At 72.5% G+C, this 16,752-nt stretch carries 17 protein-coding genes; 16 read left to right on the plus strand and 1 reads right to left on the minus strand.

Features of this window, described 5'->3' with window-relative positions; translation table 11 throughout:
* The 15 genes from G6R24_RS21875 to nusB all read left to right on the plus strand — a co-directional run.
* Positions 1–419 (plus strand): MHYT domain-containing protein (locus G6R24_RS21875; protein WP_276529333.1); only part of this gene is annotated, 419 nt, incomplete at its 5' end.
* The gene (locus tag G6R24_RS21880; RefSeq protein WP_225438106.1) at positions 358–672 is read left to right on the plus strand and encodes a hypothetical protein; all 315 of its coding nucleotides are present in this window, start codon (positions 358–360) and stop codon (positions 670–672) included. The genes G6R24_RS21875 and G6R24_RS21880, both read left to right, overlap by 62 nt.
* Before the next feature lie 45 nt (positions 673–717).
* Complete coding sequence (locus tag G6R24_RS04425) at positions 718–2,226, plus strand: replication-associated recombination protein A (RefSeq protein WP_175084762.1); 1,509 nt, start codon at positions 718–720, stop codon at positions 2,224–2,226.
* 213 nt (positions 2,227–2,439) lie between these two features.
* Entirely contained in the window at positions 2,440–2,958 is a 519-nt protein-coding gene (locus G6R24_RS04430) for a DUF948 domain-containing protein (protein ID WP_163547889.1), read from the plus strand.
* On the plus strand, positions 2,959–3,240 hold the full coding sequence (locus G6R24_RS04435; protein ID WP_163547890.1) for a hypothetical protein: 282 nt from the start codon (positions 2,959–2,961) through the stop codon (positions 3,238–3,240).
* Positions 3,241–3,320: 80 nt separating this feature from the next.
* A complete protein-coding gene (gene alaS, locus G6R24_RS04440; protein WP_163547891.1) occupies positions 3,321–5,966 on the plus strand; it encodes an alanine--tRNA ligase in 2,646 nt (881 codons plus the stop codon).
* On the plus strand, positions 5,967–6,473 hold the full coding sequence (ruvX, locus tag G6R24_RS04445; RefSeq protein ID WP_163547892.1) for a Holliday junction resolvase RuvX: 507 nt from the start codon (positions 5,967–5,969) through the stop codon (positions 6,471–6,473). It begins immediately after the preceding gene.
* On the plus strand, positions 6,470–8,176 hold the full coding sequence (mltG, locus tag G6R24_RS04450) for an endolytic transglycosylase MltG (protein WP_225438107.1): 1,707 nt from the start codon (positions 6,470–6,472) through the stop codon (positions 8,174–8,176). Before ruvX ends, mltG begins: the two co-directional genes overlap by 4 nt.
* Positions 8,177–8,242: 66 nt before the next feature.
* Positions 8,243–9,232: a shikimate dehydrogenase gene (locus G6R24_RS04455; RefSeq protein WP_225438108.1), complete on the plus strand. Its 990-nt coding sequence runs from the start codon at positions 8,243–8,245 to the stop codon at positions 9,230–9,232.
* 88 nt (positions 9,233–9,320) lie between these two features.
* A complete protein-coding gene (locus G6R24_RS04460; protein WP_225438109.1) occupies positions 9,321–9,977 on the plus strand; it encodes a prepilin peptidase in 657 nt (218 codons plus the stop codon).
* A gap of 82 nt (positions 9,978–10,059) precedes the next feature.
* Positions 10,060–11,256, plus strand: coding sequence for a chorismate synthase (gene aroC, locus G6R24_RS04465; protein ID WP_163547894.1), 1,197 nt, complete (start codon positions 10,060–10,062; stop codon positions 11,254–11,256).
* A 113-nt stretch (positions 11,257–11,369) separates the two neighbouring features.
* Positions 11,370–11,990: a shikimate kinase gene (locus G6R24_RS04470; protein WP_163547895.1), complete on the plus strand. Its 621-nt coding sequence runs from the start codon at positions 11,370–11,372 to the stop codon at positions 11,988–11,990.
* Positions 11,987–13,075 (plus strand): 3-dehydroquinate synthase, encoded by a 1,089-nt coding sequence (gene aroB, locus G6R24_RS04475; RefSeq protein WP_163547896.1) that lies wholly within the window; start codon positions 11,987–11,989, stop codon positions 13,073–13,075. Before G6R24_RS04470 ends, aroB begins: the two co-directional genes overlap by 4 nt.
* Before the next feature lie 290 nt (positions 13,076–13,365).
* Positions 13,366–13,929, plus strand: coding sequence for an elongation factor P (gene efp / locus G6R24_RS04480; protein ID WP_163547897.1), 564 nt, complete (start codon positions 13,366–13,368; stop codon positions 13,927–13,929).
* 35 nt (positions 13,930–13,964) lie between these two features.
* The gene (gene nusB / locus G6R24_RS04485; protein WP_244957286.1) at positions 13,965–14,474 is read left to right on the plus strand and encodes a transcription antitermination factor NusB; all 510 of its coding nucleotides are present in this window, start codon (positions 13,965–13,967) and stop codon (positions 14,472–14,474) included.
* Between the two features lie 709 nt (positions 14,475–15,183).
* Here the strand turns inward: nusB and bldD are convergent.
* Positions 15,184–15,681, minus strand: a complete 498-nt coding sequence (gene bldD, locus G6R24_RS04490; RefSeq protein ID WP_009742788.1) for a transcriptional regulator BldD — start codon at positions 15,679–15,681, stop codon at positions 15,184–15,186.
* A gap of 417 nt (positions 15,682–16,098) precedes the next feature.
* On the opposite strand from bldD, the gene pyrR reads away from it, so the two are divergent.
* On the plus strand, positions 16,099–16,740 hold the full coding sequence (pyrR, locus tag G6R24_RS04495; protein ID WP_225438110.1) for a bifunctional pyr operon transcriptional regulator/uracil phosphoribosyltransferase PyrR: 642 nt from the start codon (positions 16,099–16,101) through the stop codon (positions 16,738–16,740).
* Positions 16,741–16,752: the final 12 nt, after the last annotated feature.

Consider the following 16,752-nt stretch of genomic DNA (forward strand, 5'->3'; position numbering starts at 1 on the left):
GGCTGGATCTGCGTTACGGCCTGCCCTATACCGGGCTCTCGCTTCTCATCGCCGTCAGCGCGTCCGCGTTGGGGCTCACCCTGGTCGCCCGGCATCCGCACAGCCTGGGCTGGCTGGGTGCCAGTGGGCTGGTCGCCGGGCTTGGCGTCGCGGCCATGCACTACACCGGGATGGCGGCGATGCACACCGGCGGCGAGGTGACCTACCGGGTGCCGGTCGTCGCGCTCTCGGTGGCCATCGCGGTCGCGGCCGCCACCGCCGCGTTGTGGATCGCGTTCCGGGTGCGGACCGGCCGCCATGTCGTCGTCGCCTCGATGGTCATGGCGGCGGCGGTCTGCGGCATGCATTTACACGGCGATGGCCGCCACCCGCGTCTCGGTCGACCCGGACCTGCTCACGGGCGACGACCTGCGCATTGACGGTGCGGACCCGATCGCCCTCGCCCCGATCGTCTGCGTGATCGCCTTCTCGGTGCTGGCCGTGGTCATCTTCTCCGCGATGGGCGGTGTGACCGAGTCCGGTGCGCTGTCGATGGCCCGGACCAGGCAGGTACGACGGGTCGTCCCGGTCACCCCGGTCATCCCGGTGCCCACCTACAGCGACGAGTACCTGCCGCCCGCGCCGGTGCCGGTGTGGCGGGGCAGCTTCTCCGAGCCGCCGAGCTCGCACTGATCGCACGGTCGCGGTCATCGGTCCGGCCCGACGTACCGTGAGTCGGTGAGCCTGTTCGACCCGGCCGACCTGTTCGACGTGGCGGCGGCGTCCCGACCCGCCCGGCCGGGCAGGTCCACGCCCGCCACCTCGGACGCCGCCGCGTCCACCTCCGCTGGGGCCTCGTCCGCTGGGAGCCTGGCCGCGGAGCCGCTCGCCTCTCGGCTGCGACCGGCGACGCTGGACGAGATCGTCGGCCAGCGTCATCTGCTGGGCGCGGGCAGCCCGCTGCGGCGCCTGGTCGAGGGCGGCGGCACGACCTCGGTGATCCTCTGGGGGCCGCCCGGCACGGGCAAGACGACGCTGGCCCACATCGTGTCGAAGGCGACCGGGCGGCGTTTTCGGGAACTGTCCGCCGTCACGGCCGGGGTGCGTGACGTCCGGGCGATCATCGACGAGGCCAGGGCCGCGCGGGGCGGCTCGGGCGCCCGCACGGTGCTGTTCATCGACGAGGTGCACCGCTTCACCCGCACCCAGCAGGACGCCCTGTTGCCGTCGGTGGAACACGGCTGGGTGACACTCGTCGCCGCGACCACCGAGAACCCGTTCTTCTCGGTGGTGAGTCCGTTGCTGTCCCGCTCGCTGCTGCTCACTCTCGAGCCACTGACCGAGGACGACATCCGTGGCGTGCTCGACCGTGCCCTGCGCGACCCGAGGGGTTACGGCGGCCGGATCGAGCTGACCACCCCGGCGCGCGAGCACGTCGTCCGGCTCGCCGGAGGGGACGCCCGCCGGGCCCTGACCATCCTGGAAGCCGGTGCGGAGGCCGTGCTCGCCGAGGCGGCGGGCGAGGGTGCGGCGGCGGTGGCCGTCCAGCTGGATGTGCGGGTGCTGGAGCAGGCGGTCAACCGGGCGGCGGTGCGTTACGACCGGTCCGGGGACCAGCACTACGACGTGGTCAGCGCGTTCATCAAGTCGATGCGCGGCGGGGATCCGGATGCCGCCCTGCACTACCTGGCCCGGATGCTGGCCGCTGGCGAGGACCCGCGGTTCGTCGCCCGGCGCATGATCATCCTGGCCAGTGAGGACGTGGGGATGGCCGACCCGGGGGCGCTCGGAGTCGCGGTCGCGGCGGCGCAGGCCCTGGACCTGGTCGGACTGCCCGAGGCCCGCCTCGCGCTGGCCCAGGCGGTCATCCACCTGGCGCTCGCGCCGAAGTCGAACGCGGTGATCCGGGCGATGGACGCGGCCACGGCGGACGTCCGGGCCGGGCTGGCCGGCTCCGTCCCACCGCCGTTGCGGGACGCCCACTACGCGGGTGCCGCTCGCGCCGGCAGCGGGGACGGCTACCGGTATCCGCATGACGAGCCCGCTGGCGTGGTGCGCCAGCAGTATCCGCCGGACGGCCTGGTCGGTACCGACTACTACACCCCGGGCGGCAACGGTTTCGAACGGCGCGCGTCCGAGCGGCTGCGCGACCTGCGCGCCGTCGTCCGCGGCACGGCCACCGATCCGACCACCGATCCGACCACCGACACGGCCAGCGGCCCCGACCCCGACGAGGCGCGGACCTGACGGCCACCGACGCGCGGACCTGACGGCCGGCGATGGACGGACACCGCCAGGACATCGGCGGCGGGGACCCGCGAGTGGTGGTGGGGGCTACCCGTGGTCGAGGTGGCTGCCTCGGTAAGGTCAACCACCGACCCATAACGACGATGATCCCTTTACGGTGATGATCCCCTTACGACGGATGATCCCGCATGACGACGGAGGCAGGGAGCACATATGTCCGGTGGAGCGGTCGCGGGCCTGATCGCGTCCGGCGCGTTCGCGGTGCTCGCGCTCTTCGGCTGTTTCGTCCTGCTCAAACTCGGCCGCATCTTTGACGAGGCGGCAGCGCGCGTGCGTCAGACCGGCCTTGTCATTGACGAGGGGACCGCCCGGGTCCGCCAGGCCGGGGCAACGGTGGACGAGGTCAATGTGGCACTTGCCCATGTGAACAAGGAGCTTGACCGGGTCGACGCGATCACGGCAAACGTCCAGTCGATCACCACGAACGTCTCGTCGCTGACCTCGCTGTTCGCCGCGACCCTCGGCGGTCCGATGGTGCGGGTGGCCGCGTTCAGCTACGGCGTGCGCAAGGCCGCGGCGAAGCGGACCCGATCCGAGGTCGAGTCGCGGGTCAGGACGCAGCTCAAGACCGAGAAGGCGACGCGGCGCGGCGGCGGTGCGGCGCCGGGCGGCGACGGTTCGCCGCTGGCGCAGGCCACCGGCACCGCTGGTGGGTCGCGGGGAGGCCACTAGATGTCGCGTGTCTTCTATCTGGCTTTCGGTGCGGCGGCGGGTGTGGTCGTCGTGCGACAGGCCGCGAAGGCCGCCGCGGCGCTCACGCCGACCAGCCTCGCCGGATCTCTCGTACAGTCACTGCAGGAGTTCCTCGCGGATGTCCGTGAGGCCGCGGCGGAGCGGGAGGAGGAGATCCGTGGTGCGCTCGGGCTGGACCGCGACCCGGATGACGACCTCGCCGCTCCGGTTGACGACCTCGAGCGGACGATGCGGCTGGTCCCCGGCGCCCGCCCGTCCTGACCGGCCGCCGGCAGCCGCAGGGGCGGCACCGCCGCCCCGCGCCGGATGACGATGCTCCTCCCACCAGTCTGGACGAAACGATGGACACGGCCGAGATCCGCAGCCGCTTTCTGAACCACTTCGCCGCGCGTGAGCACACCGTGGTCCCCAGCGCCTCCCTGATCGCGCCGGACCCGACGTTGCTGCTGGTCAACGCCGGCATGGTGCCGTTCAAGCCGTACTTCCTCGGCGATCTGGCGCCGCCGTGGCCGCGGGCGGCCAGTGTGCAGAAGGTCGTGCGGACCGTCGACATCGAGAACGTCGGGCGGACCACCCGGCACGCCTCGTTCTTCCAGATGTGCGGCAACTTCTCCTTCGGCGACTACTTCAAGGCCGAGGCGATCCCGTTCGCCTTCGAGCTGCTCGTCGACGGCTTCGGCTTCAGGCCGGACGACCTGTGGGCCACCGTCTACCTCGACGACGACGAGGCCGAGGGGATCTGGCGCGAGCTGCTGCCCGCGGAGCGCATCCAGCGCCGCGACAAGGAGGACAACTACTGGTCGATGGGCGTGCCGGGCCCGTGCGGTCCGTGCAGCGAGATCTACTTCGACCGGGGGCCCGACCACGGCCGCGACGGCGGCCCGGTGGCCGACGAGAACCGTTACCTCGAGGTCTGGAACCTCGTGTTCATGCAGTTCGAACGCGGTGAGGGCGCCGGCTACGACTATCCGATCCTGCGCGAGCTGCCGAGCCGCAACATCGACACCGGCATGGGCCTCGAGCGGATGGCCGTCATCCTTCAGGGTGTCGAGAACGTCTACGAGATCGACATCTCCCGTCCGGTGCTGGACGTCGCGAGCCGACTCACCGGCCGCCGCTACGGCGCCGACCCGGACTCCGACATACGACTGCGGGTGATCGCCGACCACTCCCGCACCGCCGCGATGCTGATCTCCGACGGCATCACGCCGTCCAACGAGGGCCGTGGCTACGTGCTGCGCCGGCTGCTGCGCCGGGCGGTGCGCGACGCCCGACTGCTTGGCGCGCGCGAGCCGGTGATGGAGCGGTTGTTCGAGGTCATCGGCACCGCGATGGGCCCGATCTACCCCGAACTCGTCAACGACGCCGAGACGATCACCCGGGTGGCGGTCGCCGAGGAGATGGCGTTCGCCGAGACCCTGCGCACAGGCACGACGATCTTCGACACCGCGGTCCGGCAGGTCCGGGCCACCGGGGCGACGACGCTGGCCGGTGACGAGGCGTTCAAGCTGCACGACACCTACGGCTTCCCGATCGACCTGACGCTGGAGATGGCCGCCGAGGCGGGGCTCTCGGTTGACGAGGCGGGTTTCCGCCGGCTGATGGAACGTCAGCGTCAGACCGCCAAGGCCGACCGGGCCGCCCGGCGCATCGGCAACCTCGACCTGTCCGCGTTTCGCCCGATCCTGGCCGCGGCCGGCCCGACGACGTTCACCGGCTACGAGGAGCTGACCCGCGAGTCCTCGGTGGTGGGGCTGGTCGGTATCGCCGACGGGCTGGGCCGCCCGGCCGCGGGGGCCGGCGAGGAGGTCGGCGTCGTGCTCGACGTCACCCCCTTCTACGCCGAGAGCGGTGGCCAGGAGGCCGACCTCGGGATTCTGCGGTTCGACGGCGGCGAGGTGGAGGTCCTCGACGTCCAGCGGCCGGTGCCCGAACTCGTCCTGCACCGGGTGCGGGTGCGTTCCGGTGAGCTGAAGGTCGGCGACCGGGTGCAGGCCCTGGTGGAGGAGAACCGGCGGCGCGCGGTGTCGCGGTCGCACACCGCCACCCACCTCGTCCACGCGGCGTTTCGCCGGGCGCTGGGGGAGGGGGCGACCCAGGCCGGGTCGCTGAACTCGCCGGGGCGGCTGCGGTTCGACTTCCACGCCCTCGGCGCGGTGCCCGCGTCCGTGCTCGCCGACGTCGAGGACGAGATCAACGAGGTGGCGCTGCGCGACCTGCCGGTACGCGCGTTCGTCACCACCCAGGAGGAGGCTCGCCGGCTCGGCGCGATGGCGCTGTTCGGCGAGAAGTACGGCGACGCGGTGCGGGTCGTCGATGTCGGTGGCTACGCCCGTGAGCTCTGCGGCGGCACGCATGTGGCGAGTTCGGCGCAGCTGGGCGCGGTGAAGCTGCTCTCGGAGGCGTCCATCTCGGCCGGGACGCGCCGCGTCGAGGGGCTTGTCGGTCTGGACGCGTTCCGTTACCTGGCCCGCGAGCATCTGCTCGTCTCGCAGCTGTCCACCGCGCTCAAGGCCCGCCCCGACGAACTGGCCGACCGGGTCAACGACATCGTCAGCCGGCTTCGCGACGCCGAGCGGGAACTCGACAAGCTGCGCGCCGCCGCCGTGCTCGCCGGCGCCGGGACGCTCGCCGAAGGCGCCGAGGAGATCGGCGGCGTCGCCGTCGTCACCGCCGAGGTGCCCGCCGGTACCGCCCCCGACGACCTGCGTCTGCTCGCCATGGACATCCGCGGTCGGCTCGCCGGACGGCCCGCGGTGGTCGCGATCGGACGCGCCGACGGCGCCTCGATCGTGGTCGTCACCGATGACGGGGCGCGCACCCGGGGACTGCGGGCGGGCGACCTGGTCCGCGGCAGCTGGGCGGCGCTCGGTGGCAAGGGTGGCGGCAAGCCCGACATCGCCCAGGGCGGCGGCGGCACCGCGGAGCTCGTGCCGGCCGCGTTCGTCAAGCTGCGCGGCCTGGTGGCCGAGCTCGTCGGCCGTTAGGTGACCGTTCCACGGGGGGCCCGGCCTGGTGTCCGGGTGGGAGTGGATGTGGGATCGGTGCGGGTCGGGGTGGCCGCGAGCGACCCCGATGGACTGCTGGCGGTCCCGGTCACTACCCTCGCCAGGGATAAGCGTGGCAAAACGGACATCGACGCTCTTGCGGAGATCGTCGCGCAGCGGCACGCTGTAGAGGTCGTGGTGGGCCTGCCCCGGCAGCTGTCGGGGCAGGAGGGCCGCGCCGTGAAACTGGTCCGGAAGTACGCCGAGGTGCTCGCCGGGCGAATCGCCCCCATTCCGGTGCGGTTCGTCGATGAGCGGCTGACCACGGTGGCTGCGCATCGCAGAATGGCCGAACGAGGCGTCCGTTCCCGCGCCCGTCGCAGCCTTGTCGATCAGGAGGCAGCCGTGCAGATCCTCCAGCACGACCTGGACAGCCGCCGTGGGTCCGGTGGCTCACCCGGCTGGACGCCGGAAGGCGGGATGGCCGGTTCGCAGGACGCCAGGTGACCCGCCGCGATCTCGATGAGATCCTCGACGAGGACCCCTACGGCGGTCAGCCCCCGCGCCCCGCTGGCCGTCGCGGGGCGAACCGCCCCGACGCCCCCGGGCGCCGCGGGCCCGGCCGTCCTGATGCCTATCCGCCCCCCGGCGGCTACGACGACCCTGCCTTCGGGGGCCGCCGATCCGCCGAGCCACGGGTCGGCGAGCGCCGGGTCGGCGAGCGCCGCGTGGGGGACAGCCGCCCAGGTGATCGTGGTGGCCGCGCCGACGGCGATCGACGTGTCGGTGATCGGCGGGCCGCCGGGCGTCGTCCCTACTCGGAGGAGGCAGCTTACGGGCACGGAGCCGCCTATCCGGACGAAGCCGGCTACGGCGACGAGCGCGGCTACGGCGGCGAGGGTGTCTACGCCGACGGGGTGGCCTACCCCGAGGAGGCGGACGAGCGGTACCAGCGTCAGAGTGCCCTTGGCCCGGGCGCTGGCCGCTACGACGACGATCCGTCCTACGACCCCGGGGAGCCCTACGACCCCGACCCCGACCCCGACGACGACTACGACCCGGACGGGGGGTCGGGGGGGCGTGGCCGGGCGGCCTCCGACGACGGCTGGGGCGGCTCCTGGGACGACGACTCGCCGCCGCCGCGGCGCCGCGGCGGGCGGGCGCTGCCGAAACTGATCGCGATCCTCGTCGTCGTCGCCGCGCTGCTGGGGCTTGGCATCGTGGGCGTCGGCAAGCTGGTCGGCCACGTCTCGGGCGGTTCGTCCGCCGCGGACTTCGCCGGCTCCGGCGACGGCATCGCCGTCGTGCGCATCCCCGACGGCGCCACCGCCAGCCAGATCGCCCGGGCACTGCACGACGCGAACGTGACGGCGTCGGTCGGTGCGTTCGTCAAGGCCGCCGCGGCCAACCCGAAGTCGCTGGGCATCCAACCGGGCACCTACCGGCTGCGCAGCCGGATGAGCGCCCAGGCCGCGCTCACCGCGCTGCTCGACCCCGCCTCGGGCGCGCCGTTCCGGTTCGTGATCAAGGAGGGTATGACCGTCCAGGCGGTGCTCGCCGGCATCCACGACCGCCTCGGCACACCGATGGCGGACCTCGAGGCGATCGTGCGTAACCCGGCCCAGCTCGGCGTGCCGGCCTACGCGCCGACGCTGGAGGGCTACCTGTTCCCGTCGACCTACGACATCACGCCCGGGCAGAGTCCGGTGCAGCTGCTGAGCTCGTTCGTCGACCGGTTCAGGACCGAGGCCGCGGCGATCAACCTCGAGCAGGGGGCGGCCGCCCGCAACCTGAAGCCCGCCGAGATCGTGACCATCGCCTCGATCATCGAGAAGGAGGTCGCGAACGCCGACGAGGGCCCGAAGGTCGCCCGGGTGATCTACAACCGGCTGGCCGACACCACCGGCGGGTTCCGTCGCCTCGACATGGACTCCACCACCCGTTACGCCGAGGACGAGTACACCGGCCCGCTCTCGCAGGAGCAGCTGACCCGGGCGAACCCGTACAACACCCGTTCGGTCGCGGGGCTGCCGCCGGGTGCGATCTCCAACCCGGGCCTGTGGGCGTTGAAGTCGGCCCTGGCGCCGGCGGACGGCACCTGGCTGTACTTCGTGTCCATGCCGCGCAGCAACGTCACCGAGTTCGCGACGACCTCCGCGGAATGGACCGCCCTCCAGGCCCGCTACCGCGCCGAGGGCGGCCGCGAGTAGTTACCGGCACGGACGGATGTCGCGCGGCGACCTGGTGCGCAGGGCTGGTACGGGACGGGAGATGCAGTGACGCAGGACGTGGACCCCGCCCCGGTGGCCAAGGCCGAAGCCAAGGCCGGGGCCGGGGATGTGGCCGGACGACGCGGCTGGTCCGCGCGGGTCGCCGCGGCGGCGACGGCGCGGGAGCCGGCCCGCGCCGCGGTGCTGGGCGCCCCGGTGGACCATTCGCTGTCCCCGGTGCTGCACGGTGCCGCCTATGCCCGCCTCGGTCTGGCGGTGCGCTACACCGCCATCCACTGTGAGCCGGTGGGGCTGCCGGCGATGCTGGCGCGGCTGCGCACCGAACCCGGCTGGCTCGGTGTGTCGCTGACCATGCCGCTGAAGACCGTCGTGCTGGACCTGCTGGACGAGGTCGATCCGACGGCGGCGGCGATCGGCGCGGTCAACACCGTCGTCGTCGGCGCGGACGGCCATCTGCGCGGGGACAACACCGACGTCGCCGGCATCACGTTCGCACTGCGTCGGGTGACCGACCGGACGCCACGCCAGCCAATGATCATCGGTGCCGGTGGCACCGCCCGCGCCGCGGTGGCCGCGCTCGCCATCGCCGGCTGCCCGCAGACGGCGGTCGTGGCCCGCCGCCCCGAGGCCGCCGCCGAACTCGCCGAGGTCGGCGAGCGACTCGGTATCGCCGTCACCGGCCTGCCCTGGGAGCTGCTGGCCACCGGCCTGCCCGCCGGACCCGACCTGGTCGTGGCCACCACCCCCGCCGGTGCGACCGATCCGCTGGCCCGCCGCCGCTGGCCGGCCACCAGCCCGCTGATCGAACTGCTCTACCATCCCTGGCCGACCGCGCTCGCGGCCACCGCCTACCGCGCCGGCGCCCGCGTCGCCGGCGGTCTGGAGATCCTCGCCGGGCAGGCCGTCGGCCAGGTCGCGCACTTCACCGGCCACGATGTTCCCGCCGGCGTGCTGTTCACCGCCGGCCAGGCGGCCCTCGAGCAGCGCGCCAGCCCGCCGCCGCCCGGCGACGACCACGCCACCGCCCACCCCTGATGTCACCGGGGTAGCACCGGCATCACCGGCATAACCGGGCGTCATGGGCGTCGCGGGCGATGGGCGCGACGGCGGAAGGGAGGCCGGCGTGGGGGAGATCTGGTGTGGCGCCGCGATCGGGCTGGTCGCGCTGGGTGTCGCCGTCCGGTGGGGGCCGTGGGTGGTCGCCCTGTTCACCTCACCGCGGGCGTCCGAGTCGCCGCGGGACCCGCCGCGTGCCTGGCCGCTCGCGCTGGTGACGGCGGCGGTGCTGGGTGGGGTGGTCACGGTGCTGCATCGGCAGCCGAGCTGGGTGCCCGCCTACGCGTGGCTCGGGGTCGTCGGCGTCTGGCTGGCCGCGATCGACCTGCGGGAACATCGGCTACCGGATCCGCTGGTCCTGCCGTCCTACCCGGTGGTCGGCCTGCTGCTCGGACTCGCCGCGTTGCTCGACGACGCCCCCGGCCGGCTGCTGCGGGCCGCGGTGGCGGGGCTGGTGTGTTTCGCCGTGTTCCTCGTGTTGTACCGGTTGGCCGGGGGCGGCCTTGGCCGCGGCGACGTGAAACTCGTCGGGCTGCTCGGGATGGCCCTGGGCTGGCTGGGCTGGCGCAGCGTCCTGGTCGGCATGTTCGCGGGGATCGTCCTGGCCGGAGTGGTCGCGCTCGGGCTGCTCGCCGCCCGCCGGGTGCACCGGCGGGACAGGCTGGCCTACGGCCCGTTTCTGCTCGCCGGCACGCTGCTGGCCGTCCTCGCCACCGGCGGCTGACCGCGCGACGGCACCGGTGGGGCGGGGCGAGCTTGGTCATGTGGGGCCTGCCCGGGTGCCGCGACGTGCAAGACTGGTTTGCATGGTGCGTTGGTTGACAGCGGGGGAGTCCCACGGTCCGGCCCTGGTGGCCACAGTCGAGGGGCTGCCCGCGGGGATTCGGCTGACCAGTGCGGACATCGCGGCGGAGCTGGCCCGTCGGCGGCTCGGGCACGGCCGTGGCGCCCGGATGAGTTTTGAGCAGGACGCGATCGAACTGCTCGGCGGCCTGCGCCACGGCGTCTCGCTCGGCGGCCCGATCAGCGTCGTGGTGCGCAACACCGAGTGGCCCAAGTGGCAGCAGGTGATGGCGCCCGACCCGGTCGACCCGGCCACGCTCGCCGGCCTCGGCCGCAACGCGCCGCTGACCCGGCCCCGGCCCGGCCACGCCGACCTCGCCGGCATGCAGAAGTACGGCTTCGACGACGCCCGTCCCGTTCTGGAGCGGGCCAGCGCCCGGGAGACCGCGGCCCGGGTGGCGCTGGGCACCGCGGCCAAGGCGCTGCTGCGCCAGGCGTACGGCATCGAGGTGATCTCCCACGTGGTGGCGATCGGCGCCGTCGAGGTGCCTCCGGGCACCCCCGCGCCGACCTCCCTCGACACGGTGGACGCTGACCCCGTCCGCTGCGCCGACAGCGAGACCAGCACGCGGATGGTCGCCGAGATCGACGCCGCCCACGCCGATTCCGACACCCTCGGCGGCATCGTCGAGGTGCTCGCCTACGGCTGCCCCCCGGGCCTGGGCAGCTACGTGCACGGCGACCGCCGCCTCGACGCCCGCCTCGCCGCCGAGCTGATGGGCATCCAGGCGATCAAGGGTGTCGAGTTCGGGGACGGTTTCACCACCGCCCGTCGGCGCGGCTCCGTCGCCCACGACGAGATCGAGCCGATCAGCGGCACCGGTCGGCACGCGGTGCCGCAGGTCCGCCGGATCACCGACCGGGCCGGCGGGATCGAGGGTGGGATGACCACCGGCGAACCGCTGCGGGTCCGGATCGCGATGAAGCCGATCTCCTCGCTCACCCGTCCGCTGGCCACCGTCGACGTGACCACCGGTGAGCCCGCCGTCGCCATCAACCAGCGGTCGGACGTGTGCGCGGTGCCCGCCGCCGGAGTCGTCGCGGAGGCGATGGTCGCGTTGGTGCTCGCGGGCGCGGCACTGGAGAAGTTCGGCGGTGACTCGGTCGAGGAGAGCCGGCGCAACTGCGAGTCCTACCTCAAGGCGCTCCCCATCCACTGACCCGGTCCGAGAACACCTCGACATCCCGACACCTCCGTACCTCCGCGGCGGCCGGACGAGTCCGGTCACCCTCACATGGCCGGACGAGCCCGGCGGGACAAGGACGCACGATCATGGTTGGGGACGCGGTGGCGACGACGCCACCGTCGAAGGGACCGCTGGCCGTCCTGGTCGGCGCGCCCGGCGCGGGCAAGACCACCGTGGGGACCAGGCTCGCGCAACGCTGGGGCGTGACCCTGCGCGACACCGACGCGGACGTGGAGGCGGCCGAGGGCCGCGGTATCTCGGACATCTTCGTCGACTCCGGTGAGGAGTACTTCCGCGCCGCCGAGCACCGCGCGGTGGCCGCGGCCCTCGCCGAACATCCCGGGGTCGTCGCGCTCGGCGGCGGCTCGGTGCTCGATCCGGCCACCCGGTCGCTGCTCGCCGGCCATCGGGTCGCCTACCTGCGGGTCGGCCTCTCGGACGCGGTCCGGCGGGTGGGGTTGGCCCGCGACCGTCCGCTGCTGGTCGAGGGGCCGCGCACCCGCCTGGCCGCCCTGCTGCGGGAGCGGGAGCCGTTCTACCTCGAGGTCGCGGCGATCGTCGTCGACACCGCCGGCCGGGAGCCCGACGAGGTCGCCGACCTGGTCGCCCTCGCCCTCGCCCTCGACAACGCCGGCGCCGGCTCCGGCCCTGGTGTCGGTTCCGGCTCTGGTTCTGGGTCTCAGGGAAGTGGGCGGGTGCGGTCGTGAGTGGGTCGGTGAAGGTGGCTGACGTGGTGCGGATTCCCGTGCGGCCGCAGGGCGAACGTCCCTATGACGTCGTCCTCGGGGACGGGGTGCTCGGCGGTCTGGCCGAGATCGTCACCGGTCGCACCCGGGCGGTCCTGATCCATCCGGTGGCGCTGCGCGCGGTCGCGGCCCGGATCGTCGCGGATCTGCGCGCCCAGGCGGACCTGGAGGTGCACGCCGTCGAGGTGCCCGACGGCGAACCGGCCAAGCGGCTGGCGGTCGCGGGCGAATGCTGGGATGTGCTGGGTCGGCTCGGCCTGACCCGCGATGACGTGATCATCGGGCTCGGCGGCGGCACCGTGACGGACCTGGCCGGTTTCGTCGCGGCCAGCTGGCTGCGCGGGGTGGACGTCGTGCAGGTCCCGACCACGGTGCTCGGCATGGTCGACGCGGCCGTCGGTGGCAAGACCGGCATCGACGTCGACGCCGGCAAGAACCTGGTGGGCGCCTTCCACCAACCGCTGACGGTGCTGTGCGACCTGGCGATGCTGGCCACGCTGCCCGCCGTCGAGGTCCGCGCCGGACTCGCCGAGGTGGTCAAGACCGGTTTCATCGCCGACGGCGCCATCCTCGACCTGCTCGAGGACGACCCCACCGGCCTCACCCATCTGCCCGAACTGATCGAACGGTCCATCCGAGTGAAGGCGGACGTCGTCTCCGGCGATCCGCGGGAGGCCGGGCGCCGCGAGGTGCTCAACTACGGCCACACCCTCGGCCATGCGATCGAGAAGGTGGAGCACTTCCGCTGGCGCCACGGTGAGGCGATCTCGGTGGGCATGGTGTTCGCGGCGGAACTGTCCCGACTCGCGGTCGGCCTGGACGAGACCACTGTCGGACGCCACCGCAGGCTGCTGACCAGCATCGGCCTGCCCGTCAGCTACGACGCGGACCGCTGGCCGGCGCTGCTGGACGCGATGCGCGTCGACAAGAAGTCCCGCGGCCGGCGTCTGCGTTTCATCGGTCTGACCGCCCGTGGCGAGACGACCATCGTGGACGATCCGGAGAGCAGCCTGCTCACCGCGGCGTATCGCAGCGTCGCTCGGTAGACTGGCCCGCGGACTGGCAGATCGTGGCGTGTCCGGCTCCGCTGGTGTGGAGCAGCCTGCCTGGGCCCTGGCGGCCCGGTGGTGTGGCGGCCTGACGGGCTGGCGGCCTGACGGTTGACAGCCCAGCGGTCCGGCGGTGTGACGGCCTACGGGTGTGACGGCCTGGTGGCGTGACGGGCCGGTGGCGTGACGGGCCGGTCCCAGGGATTTACGGAGTCTCGCCGCGGCGAGGCATCCGGACAACGATGATCCGCCGTCGGAGTACGGCAACCGAACGGAGAACGCACGCAGTGGCGACGACCAACGACCTGAAGAACGGCATGACGCTCGACCTCGACGGGGTGCTCTGGAACGTCGTGGGCTTCCAGCACGTCAAGCCGGGTAAGGGCGGTGCGTTCGTCCGCACGACCCTGAAGAACGTGCTCACCGGCAAGGTGGTCGACCGTACGTTCAACGCCAGCCTCAAGGTCGACGTCGCCACGGTCGACCGTCGCGAGATGACCTACCTCTACCGCGACGGTCCCGACTACGTCTTCATGGACAGCGAGTCCTACGAGCAGATCCCCATCCCGCCGGCTGTCGTCGGCTCGGTGTCCGACTACATGCTGGAGAACACGGTCGGCACGGTCGCGCTGCACGACGGCGCCCCGCTCTACGTGGAGCTGCCGGCCAGCGTCGAGCTCACCATCGCGCAGACCGACCCCGGTGTGCAGGGTGACCGTTCCACCGGTGGGACCAAGCCCGCCACCCTCGAGACCGGTGCGACGATCAACGTCCCGCTGTTCATCACCACCGGCGAGAAGGTCAAGGTCGACACCCGCGACGGCCGTTATCTGGGCCGGGTGACGAGCTGAGCGCCCGTTCGAAGGCTCGCCGCCGCGCGCTCGACATCCTCTTCGAGGCGGATGTACGTGGCGCGCACGTCTCCGAGATCCTCGCCGCCCGCAAGGTGCGTGCCGACCCGCCCGTCTCGGAGTACACCGAGGGTCTGGTCGTCGGCGTCGTCGAGAACTGGCGTGAGATCAACGACCGGATCGGCCACCACGCCCAGGGCTGGACCCTGGACAGGATGCCCCCCGTCGACCGCAACATCCTGCGTATCGCCGTGTTCGAGCTCGGCTGGCGCCCCGACGTCCCCGGGCGGGTCGTGATCGACGAGGCCGTCGAACTCGCGAAGTCCCTGTCCACCGACCGCTCCCCGAGCTTCGTCAACGGCCTGCTCGGCGGCCTGTTCGACGCCGCCGGCACCGCCGCTCGACCGGACGGCGCCACGTCGTCCGAAACCGGGACGCAAGTCGAGACCGGGGCTGGAACCGGGGCGGCCACATCGTCGTCGGTCGCCGGGTCCGGGGCGTCGTCGGCGCCGGTGCCCACGTCGGCGGCCGACCCGGCTTTGTGATCGCCCGGTCCGCGTGTCGGGTCGGCGTCCACTCGGCAGCCGGGATTCGTCCCGAGCGCTGAGACCGCCGACCGACCTCTGGATCTCGACGGGCATTCGCCCGGCTGGCGACGGCGCTGTCCCTGAGCATGCGTGGACAGCGCGCCTGGTGGCTGGACCCGTGAGCACGCACCCCTCGCCTCGACGCCACGCGTATCGTGCCTGCGTGGGCCAGCGGGATCGCGCCGGAGCGGGAGGACCACCCGGGATCGGTGACGGCACGCCGCTGCCGTGCTCCGGAGCGGATGTGGTCGCCGCGGGGCGGCCTGAGGACTCCACGATCGACGGGAGCCCGTCGTGGATGCGGAGGCCGCCGCGGTCAGGGCGGCGGGGGGTACCGACCCGGTACGCCGTCGGTGTGACGGCGTACCGGGTCGGTACCCCCCCGCCGAGACGTACCGGGATCTCCCCGGCAGGGCTGGCGTTGCGTGGGTACCTGGCGCGGCCGCGATCGGATGGCCGATCGATCCCCGGTCGTACCGTTCTCCCGCCGGCCGATGCTAGTCGTGCCACGGACGAAACCGCAGGTCGCGGTGCCGGCGGGACCACGACCGAAGCCGCGGGTGGTGCGAGGTGCCAGCGGTGCGATGGTGCGGATGGTGCCAGTACTGCGGGTACTGCGGGTGGTGCCTGTGGACGCGGGGCGGGTCAGCGCCGCCCGGCGCGGGCCTCAGACGTCGGAGGCGGTCGCGTCCGCGCCCTGCTCGGGTGACAGGACACCCCAGGAGACGAGCTGCTCGGTGAGCTTGCTCGGGGAGGTGTCGTAGATCACCGCGAGGGAACGCAGGTCCTCGTAGCGGATGGAGAGCACCCGGCCGTTGTAGTCGCCGCGCTGGCTCTGGATGGTCGCGGCGTAGCGGGCGAGCGGGCCGCCCTGCTCCTTCGGGACCTGGGAAAGACGCTCGAGGTCAAGCACGATCCGCGGGGACTGCTCCAGCGGGGCGACGGTGGAACCCTCGGGCAGCAGCTCTCCGACGGGAACGCCGTAGAACTCCGCGAGTTCCGAGAGACGCTGTACGGTGACGGCGCGGTCCCCACGTTCGTAGGAACCGACGACGACGGCTTTCCACCGACCGTGCGACTTCTCCTCGACGCCATGAAGCGAGAGCCCCTGCTGGGTGCGTATTGCGCGCAGCCGAGCACCGAGCGCCTTCGCATAGTCGGACATCGGAGTGCCCACTCCTGTCGTGGTTGATCACTGGTACCGGGGCTCGTGCCTCCGGCGGTTACCGATAGTAGTGCCCGGCAGGTTGAGGCTCGACACCCGGGGGGTCGTGTCGCTTCTTTCTTTGTACCACTTTCTGTAGCCCTCCGGTTGCACGCTCTACCTGCCCGGCGGGAACTTTCGCGGATCGCCGTATCGGCGCGTGCACGAGACGCCACGGTAACTGGCAGTCACAGACTTGCGATGATAGTTGGCGTCGCAACGATGTGCGAGAGGTACCGCCGGATGGTTGACCGGACGCCCCGCGGGTACGCGGTCTCGTCTGTGGACGAAGCCTCCCGCGCCCGGAGTGCCCTGGTAACGTCGCTAGGACCGCTCCTTTAAGGACCGTCCAGTGAGGCGGGGAAGGAGGGATGCCGCGTGGCCGCAGCCGCCCCGGGCGACCCCGTGTCGCGCCGTCCAGGCGCCGCCAGGACAGTACTGTCCGCCGACGACATCACTCGGATCGTCAGTCGGATGGCACATCAGATCCTCGAGAAGACCACCGGCGGTGCCGGTGTGGTGCTTCTCGGTATACCCACTCGTGGGGTACCCCTCGCGCACCGACTGGTACGCCGCGTACACGCAGTGGAAGGCGTGGATCTTCCCGTCGGCTCGCTCGATCCCACCATGTACCGCGACGATCTTCGTTTGCGCGGAGTTCGGCCACTCGAGGTGACCGAGATCCCCGACGGCGGCGTCGACGGCAAGGTGGTCATCCTCGTCGACGACGTCCTGTTCTCCGGGCGCACCGTGCGCGCCGCGCTGGACGCCCTGGCCGCCTACGGGCGACCGCGGGCGGTGCAGTTGGCCGTCCTCGTCGACCGGGGGCATCGGGAACTGCCGATCAGAGCCGACTACGTCGGGAAGAACATGCCGACCTCGCGTCGCGAGCTGGTGGCCGTGCGCCTGCGGGAGGTCGACGGTGGCGACGGCGTGCTGATCCTGCCGCCCACGTCCGGCCCGACCAGCCCGTCCGGTCCGACCAGCACCGACGAGCCGAGCGGACGGGACCAGCAATGACACGACAGAACC

It is taken from the genome of Candidatus Frankia nodulisporulans, assembly GCF_902806475.1.
Classification (GTDB): Bacteria; Actinomycetota; Actinomycetes; order Frankiales; family Frankiaceae; genus Frankia; species Frankia umida.

Excerpts from the sequence above, each read along its gene's own strand:
- G6R24_RS21880 (WP_225438106.1), top strand. The coding sequence starts at position 358 with ATGGCCGCCACCCGCGTCTCGGTCGACCCGGACCTGCTCACGGGCGAC.
- G6R24_RS04430 (WP_163547889.1), top strand. The coding sequence starts at position 2,440 with ATGTCCGGTGGAGCGGTCGCGGGCCTGATCGCGTCCGGCGCGTTCGCG.
- G6R24_RS04435 (WP_163547890.1), top strand. The coding sequence starts at position 2,959 with ATGTCGCGTGTCTTCTATCTGGCTTTCGGTGCGGCGGCGGGTGTGGTC.
- alaS (WP_163547891.1), top strand. The coding sequence starts at position 3,321 with ATGGACACGGCCGAGATCCGCAGCCGCTTTCTGAACCACTTCGCCGCG.
- aroC (WP_163547894.1), top strand. The coding sequence starts at position 10,060 with ATGGTGCGTTGGTTGACAGCGGGGGAGTCCCACGGTCCGGCCCTGGTG.
- G6R24_RS04470 (WP_163547895.1), top strand. The coding sequence starts at position 11,370 with ATGGTTGGGGACGCGGTGGCGACGACGCCACCGTCGAAGGGACCGCTG.
- bldD (WP_009742788.1), bottom strand. The coding sequence starts at position 15,681 with ATGTCCGACTATGCGAAGGCGCTCGGTGCTCGGCTGCGCGCAATACGC.